Annotated in this window: 6 protein-coding genes; 3 read left to right on the top strand and 3 right to left on the bottom strand. The window is 56.1% G+C overall.

Annotated elements, in window-relative coordinates; translation table 11 throughout:
• The first annotated feature begins 84 nt into the window (after positions 1-84).
• The 3 genes from mutM (at position 85) to RI563_RS01380 (ending at position 3,179) form a co-directional block, all read left to right on the top strand.
• Complete coding sequence (mutM, locus tag RI563_RS01390) at positions 85-900, top strand: bifunctional DNA-formamidopyrimidine glycosylase/DNA-(apurinic or apyrimidinic site) lyase (protein WP_310692540.1); 816 nt, start codon at positions 85-87, stop codon at positions 898-900.
• Between the two features lie 171 nt (positions 901-1,071).
• The gene (locus RI563_RS01385; protein ID WP_310692539.1) at positions 1,072-1,512 is read left to right on the top strand and encodes a rhodanese-like domain-containing protein; all 441 of its coding nucleotides are present in this window, start codon (positions 1,072-1,074) and stop codon (positions 1,510-1,512) included.
• 23 nt (positions 1,513-1,535) lie between these two features.
• Complete coding sequence (locus RI563_RS01380) at positions 1,536-3,179, top strand: diguanylate cyclase domain-containing protein (RefSeq protein ID WP_310692538.1); 1,644 nt, start codon at positions 1,536-1,538, stop codon at positions 3,177-3,179.
• Here the strand turns inward: RI563_RS01380 and ggt are convergent.
• The 3 genes from ggt to coaD form a co-directional block, all read right to left on the bottom strand.
• Positions 3,176-4,840: a gamma-glutamyltransferase gene (gene ggt, locus RI563_RS01375; protein ID WP_310692537.1), complete on the bottom strand. Its 1,665-nt coding sequence runs from the start codon at positions 4,838-4,840 to the stop codon at positions 3,176-3,178. The genes RI563_RS01380 and ggt overlap by 4 nt on opposite strands.
• A 278-nt stretch (positions 4,841-5,118) precedes the next feature.
• Positions 5,119-5,370, bottom strand: coding sequence for a YfhL family 4Fe-4S dicluster ferredoxin (locus tag RI563_RS01370; RefSeq protein WP_310692536.1), 252 nt, complete (start codon positions 5,368-5,370; stop codon positions 5,119-5,121).
• A 36-nt stretch (positions 5,371-5,406) separates the two neighbouring features.
• Entirely contained in the window at positions 5,407-5,886 is a 480-nt protein-coding gene (gene coaD, locus RI563_RS01365) for a pantetheine-phosphate adenylyltransferase (RefSeq protein ID WP_310692535.1), read from the bottom strand.
• Between the last annotated feature and the right edge of the window lie 189 nt (positions 5,887-6,075).

Here is a 6,075-nt window from a genome sequence, read left to right as displayed (position 1 = left end):
CAGTACCTGAAAATATTACTTGGTGTCTTCGTGTCTTGGTGGTGAAATACTATAAATTTTAAAGCGAGACTGTTCCGAAGCCTCATGCCTGAATTGCCCGAAGTTGAAACCACCCGTCGCGGGATCGCCCCGCATTTGCAGGGACACCAGGTGCGCGAGGTGATCGTGCGCCAGCGCCAGTTACGCTGGCCGATACCGCGCAATCTCAATGCCTTGCTGCGGGGGCAGACGATCGAACAGATTGATCGACGTGGCAAATACCTGTTGCTGGGAATGGATACAGGCACCCTGATCCTGCACCTGGGTATGTCCGGCAGCCTGCGCATTCTGCCGGCGACAACGCCGGTGCAAAAACACGATCATCTGGATATCGTGCTGGACAACGGGCAGTGTCTGCGCCTGCGTGATCCGCGTCGCTTCGGGGCTGTATTATGGACCCGCAAGGATCCCGCCCGGCACAAGTTACTGCAAAGTTTGGGTCCCGAACCACTGTCCGATGAATTCGACGGGGATTACCTGTGGCAGCGCTCACGCGGGCGCAAACTGGCGATCAAATCTTTTGTAATGGACAGCAAGATCGTCACCGGGGTGGGTAACATTTACGCGAATGAGGCACTGTTTATCGCCGGGATTCATCCGCAGCGGGCCGCCGGACGCATTTCCCGTGAGCGTTATCAACAGCTGGCCGTCGCGATCAAACAGGTGCTTGAAGCCGCGATCCGTGAAGGCGGCACCACCTTGCGCGATTTTACCGCCAGCGATGGTAAACCCGGCTACTTCCGTCTGAAACTGCATGTGTACGAGCGGGACCAGGAGCCCTGCCATCAATGCGGTAAGGCATTACGTCAGATCGTTATTGCACAACGTTCCACTTACTACTGCCAGCATTGCCAACGCTAGCCCCTGCCTGTGGCGCTATTTTCTATATTAGCAAAGCCTGATTCAGTCCTCATTTTCTTATAGGTATCTCAAGCCCCTCGTTTTCGTGCCGATAATTCCTTTCATAATCAGACCACAAACCCAGCCCCATACTGTCCCTGCCGACCCCGTCAGAGTCAGGAGGTGAATCTTATGTGCCACATCCGCCATAACTTGTTGAGACTGATCATCCTGTTTGTCTTGTCATCGGGTGGCCTGGCCATAGCCGGTGAGGAGGAGAAAATTGTCAAACATATCCCCGGTGTTAACAAGGTTGATGCCGAGGGAGTGATCGATCTGGCAGGTAAATTCCCCGGGTTACTGATAATCGATTCGCGCATCGTCAGTGACCGGGCACAGGGTTATATCGAAGGCTCGCGCAGTCTGCCGGACATCGATACAGATTGCGAAAATCTTGCCCGAATCATTCCCGACATGGATCACCCGACACTGTTTTATTGTAACGGTCCCGAATGTGGTCGCAGTGCCAGAGCGGTTAAAATAGCCATGGGATGTGGTTACAGCAACCTGCACTGGTTCTTCGGCGGCTTCGAGGAATGGCAGGAAAAAAATTACCCTTACATCAAAAAATAACCCGGAAAATACGGATATACAGCTTGCAGTTCACCCGCCTGTCAATCAAAACCAGTCTCGTTCTGACTATCCTGCTAGTCGGATTGCTGGGTCTTGGGCTGGCCCTGACCAGCACCACTGTGTATCGTGATGTTATTCTGGATTACAAGCGACAGTCCCTCTCTGAATTACTGGCGGTCAAAACCGCTGACCAGCTGGACAAACTGGAAGAACAGGCCATGGAAATGGGCAATAGTCTGAAAACCTCGCCACGCTTTCGTGAGGCGCTGGACAGGCAGGATACCGCTACACTGTCAGCGGCATTACGTCAGCAGTTTCATCAGTATTTTGTCACTGCACATGTGCTGCGCCTGGAGAGATTGATCGTCCGCTCGACAGATTACGAGCTGATCACCTCAGCGAGCTCCAGAAAAACCGCACTTACCGGAGACGGCTCAGCCTGCCCGTCCCTGGCTCATGAGGCAGCCTTGCGCCAGGGTGCTAAACGCCTGAAAATCATTTCTAAATTGTGCAATAACAACGGCATGCCCTACTTCAGTCTGTTGTTACCTGTGGGTGGTCTTGTTCCAAAAGGTTATCTGGAGATCATCACTTCACCCACCCTCAGCCTGAAACCCATCGAAAATGATCTGGCTATCCCCCTGTGTATTCGCCTTCCCGATGAAGAGATTCTGTACAGTTCCAATCAATGGCCCGACAATCGTGAGAACGGCCTGACAGCGCGTTATGCCCTATCAACTTCCGATGGCAGTAATACCGCGCTGTTCATCGAAGCCTACGAGGATACGCAAGAAATGTCTGCCGAACTTGTCCGTACCCGAAACACCCTGTTGCTCAGTTCGGCAATCCTCATTGCCCTGGTTATTTTCTTCGCTCTGGCACTGTTGCGCCGCACCCTGGTACGCCCGCTGGAGATTCTTAACCACAAGCTGCAATTGCTGCATAACGATAATTCATCACTGGGTGAACCAATTCATGCTCCGAGCAATATTATCGAGGTCAATCAACTGGTCGACGACTTCAATAAGATGAGTGCCGAGCTGCATGATTTATACGGGCGGCTCGAACGCATGGCATATACCGACTCGATGACCCGGCTCCCCAACCGTGGACTGTTCAATGATTATGTCGATCATCTGCTTGCCAAATACAACGATACGGGTCAGCATTTTGCACTGTTACTGATCGATCTGGATGAGTTCAAGCAAGTCAATGATGAATACGGACACGAGGCGGGCGATATGTTGCTTTGCGAAACAGCGTCACGCATGAACAGCGTCCTGCGCACCCCCTCCATGTCCGGTCAGAATGGCTTCTCGCTGGCGGAAATTGCCGACCGGGATCTGCTGGTCAGACTTGGTGGGGATGAGTTCGCCGCGATAATACCGGCCTTTGATAATTCGCAACAGGTCGAGGAAGTCGCCCGCAAACTGGCCGAAATCACCCGCCAACCCGTGCAGTTATATAACACGCCGCTGACCATCCATCTCAGTATTGGCATCGCCCTCTACCCCGCTGACGGCAGCGGCCGTACCAGCCTGTTACGCCATGCCGACAGCGCCATGTATCATGCCAAAAATCACGGCAGGGATTACTGCTTCTACGATCACACCATGAACGATAACCGGACTTCCGCCCATCCGGAAACATCGCCAACGCAGGACTAACGCGTTGCCGCCGTGCCCTCTCCGCGGGGATCGCTGGCCGCGGTGACCTGCTGATTCTGTTTATCCCAGATTACCGCCTGCATATTGCCATAACGATCATTCAGCTCGATCAACACATGTCCCCGTTCGGCCAGCTCCAGTTGCTGTTGTGGCGTAAAGGCGTCGGCTTCATGCTGAACCCGATCCGGCAAATACTGATGATGATAACGGGGCCGGCTGACAATGGTACCGGCATCCTCGCCGTTGATCGCGCCCAGTATGCCGTGCAATACCATGGTAATGATGCGGCTGCCACCCGGCGTGCCGAGAATGACTATGCGATCCGGATGTTCGACAAACGTGGGGCTCATACTGGAGAGCATTCGCTTGCCCGGTTCTATCGCGTTGGCTTCGGCGCCGATCAGCCCGTACACATTGGGTACGCCCGGCTTGGCCGAGAAATCATCCATCTCGTCATTGAGCAGAACACCGGTACCCGGTGGCATAAAGCCCGAACCAAACGGATAATTAATACTCAAGGTGGCCGCAACCCGGTTGCCCTCACGATCCAGTACCGAAAAGTGCGTGGTATCGGTTCCTTCCTTTTCCACGGTTGCGGCCGGCAACAGACTGCTATCGGTCGCTCGATCGAGTTCGATACTCTGACGCAGACGCGCAGCATGCGCCTTGCTCGTCAAACGCGGGATATCCATTGCCACAAAATCGGGATCGCCGAGATACTCGGCGCGATCGCGATAGGCGCGTCGCATGGCCTCGATGATCAGATGTTTGCGATCCACTGCCGGTAATTGCGTCAGCTCATAGGGCTCGAGAATATTCAGCATGGTCGCCAGTGCCACACCGCCGGAAGACGGCGGTGCGGCGGAGATGATCCGGTAATCGCCATAACGGACGCTGATCGGCTCCCGTTCCTCGACCGTGTACTGCGCCAGACCCGCCTGCGTCCAGATCCCCCCGGCCTCACGCGTGCCCTCTACCAGGCGCTTGGCCAGCTCGCCCTGATAAAAACCGGCCCGCCCGTCGTCGGCCAGGCGTGTGAGTGTATCGGCCAGATCCGGTTGACGAATCACGTGGCCCAGCGGCGGCACCTCGTTATTCAATAAAAAGATTGCCGCTGCGGCCGGGGAACGGCGCAATACCTCGAGGCGAAAACCGGCCATGCGCCGGTAATGGGGCGTGACTTCAAAGCCCTCGCGCGCGGCGCGAATGGCCGGCGCCAGCGAACGGGCCAGGGGCAGGCGTCCGTAATGCTCGGCCAGATGCACCAGGGCCGCCGGCTCGCCGGGAATACCGGCCGCCAGCGGACCATCCACCGACAGCCCCTCGATCACGTTGCCCTGCTCATCCAGATACATATCCCGGTGTGCCTGCAAGGGGGCTTTTTCACGACCGTCGAGCATGATGTTGCGACCACTGTCCGCGTCATGCAGCAGCCAGAATCCACCGCCCCCCAGCCCGGAACTGTAGGGCTCGACCACGGCCAGGGTCGCGCTGACCGCCACTGCCGCATCGAAGGCATTCCCCCCGGCATCCAGGATCTCCAGCCCCGCCCCGGTCGCCAGCGGGTGTGCCGAAGCCACCGCGGCGGCTGGCGGCGCCGTTCGGTCACAGGCCGCAACCAGTGCAATCAGAAGGACGAGACACAGGCGAATGATTTTCATGAATACTCCCATGGGCAGACAACCGACTGAAAACAGGATTCTGGCACACGCACAGACAGGAGGCTAATCACCGACGACACCGAACTCACTGTATACACCGATCGGTGCCGTCAGTACCTCGATGACACACAACTCCTGATAAAAAAGCACGCTTCTCAACAAACCGGGGTTTGCTTTGCGTCCTTTGCGCCTTTGCGATCTCTGCGTTTTGTTCCAGCGGACCAACAAAAAAGCCCCGAGAAGGGGCTTTTGTCAGAGAGCGGGAGTGGAGCGTGATGTCAGGCCGAGGCCATCAGCTTCTCATATTTAGCCTGCAACTGTGGCTTGCTTTCCTGATTATCCGGGTCGACGATAATGCAGTCGACCGGGCAGACCTCGATACACTGGGGTTCATCAAAGTGGCCGACACATTCGGTGCACAGATTCGAGTCGATCTCGTAAATCTCGTCGCCCTGGTAAATAGCGGTATTCGGGCACTCCGGCTCACAGACATCGCAGTTGATGCATTCATCGGTAATCAATAAGGACATGCCGAACTCCAGATAGTCTTGCGCAGTGGTAAAATTTTATCGCATCCGCCGGTTCAATGCAGCCACAACTTTCTCGTGGACAAACGGCGACACATCACCGCCCAGCCGGGCCACTTCCCTCACCAGGCTGGAGGAAATATAGGAATATTCCTCCGCCGGGGTCATGAACACGGTTTCGATGTTCTCCGCCAGGTGCCGGTTCATACTGGCCAGCTGAAACTCGTACTCGAAATCCGAGACCGCACGCAAACCCCGGATAATCACCGTGGCCTCCTGCTGACGCATAAAATCCACCAGCAGGATATCGAAACCGCAGACACTCACATTGTCAAAATCCTGCAGAACTTCCTGCGCCAGGCTGATCCGCTCATCCAGCGAAAAAACCGGCTGCTTGCCGGTCCCGCCGGCGGCAATCGCCACCACCACCTTGTCAAACAGGCGCCCGGCACGCTGTACCAGATCGCTGTGACCGTTGGTGATCGGATCGAACGTTCCCGGATAGATCGCAATACGCATACATTGTCCCCACGATTGAACAGCGCTAGTGTAACGCGTCGCCCGTGCCACGACCACGTCCTCACCGGAGGCGATTATTCCTGCGGCTGACGACGGGCAAGCTGATAGGCGACCTGCCCGGCCTGTTTGCTGCGCAATACTTGCCAGTTGGACGGCAGGGCGGGCGCCTCTGTGTGGCTGTCGTGCTCG

Origin of the sequence: Thiohalophilus sp., assembly GCF_031581315.1 — a bacterium.
GTDB lineage: Bacteria > Pseudomonadota > Gammaproteobacteria > UBA6429 > Thiohalophilaceae > Thiohalophilus.
This window is presented reverse-complemented; position numbering and strand designations above follow the sequence as displayed.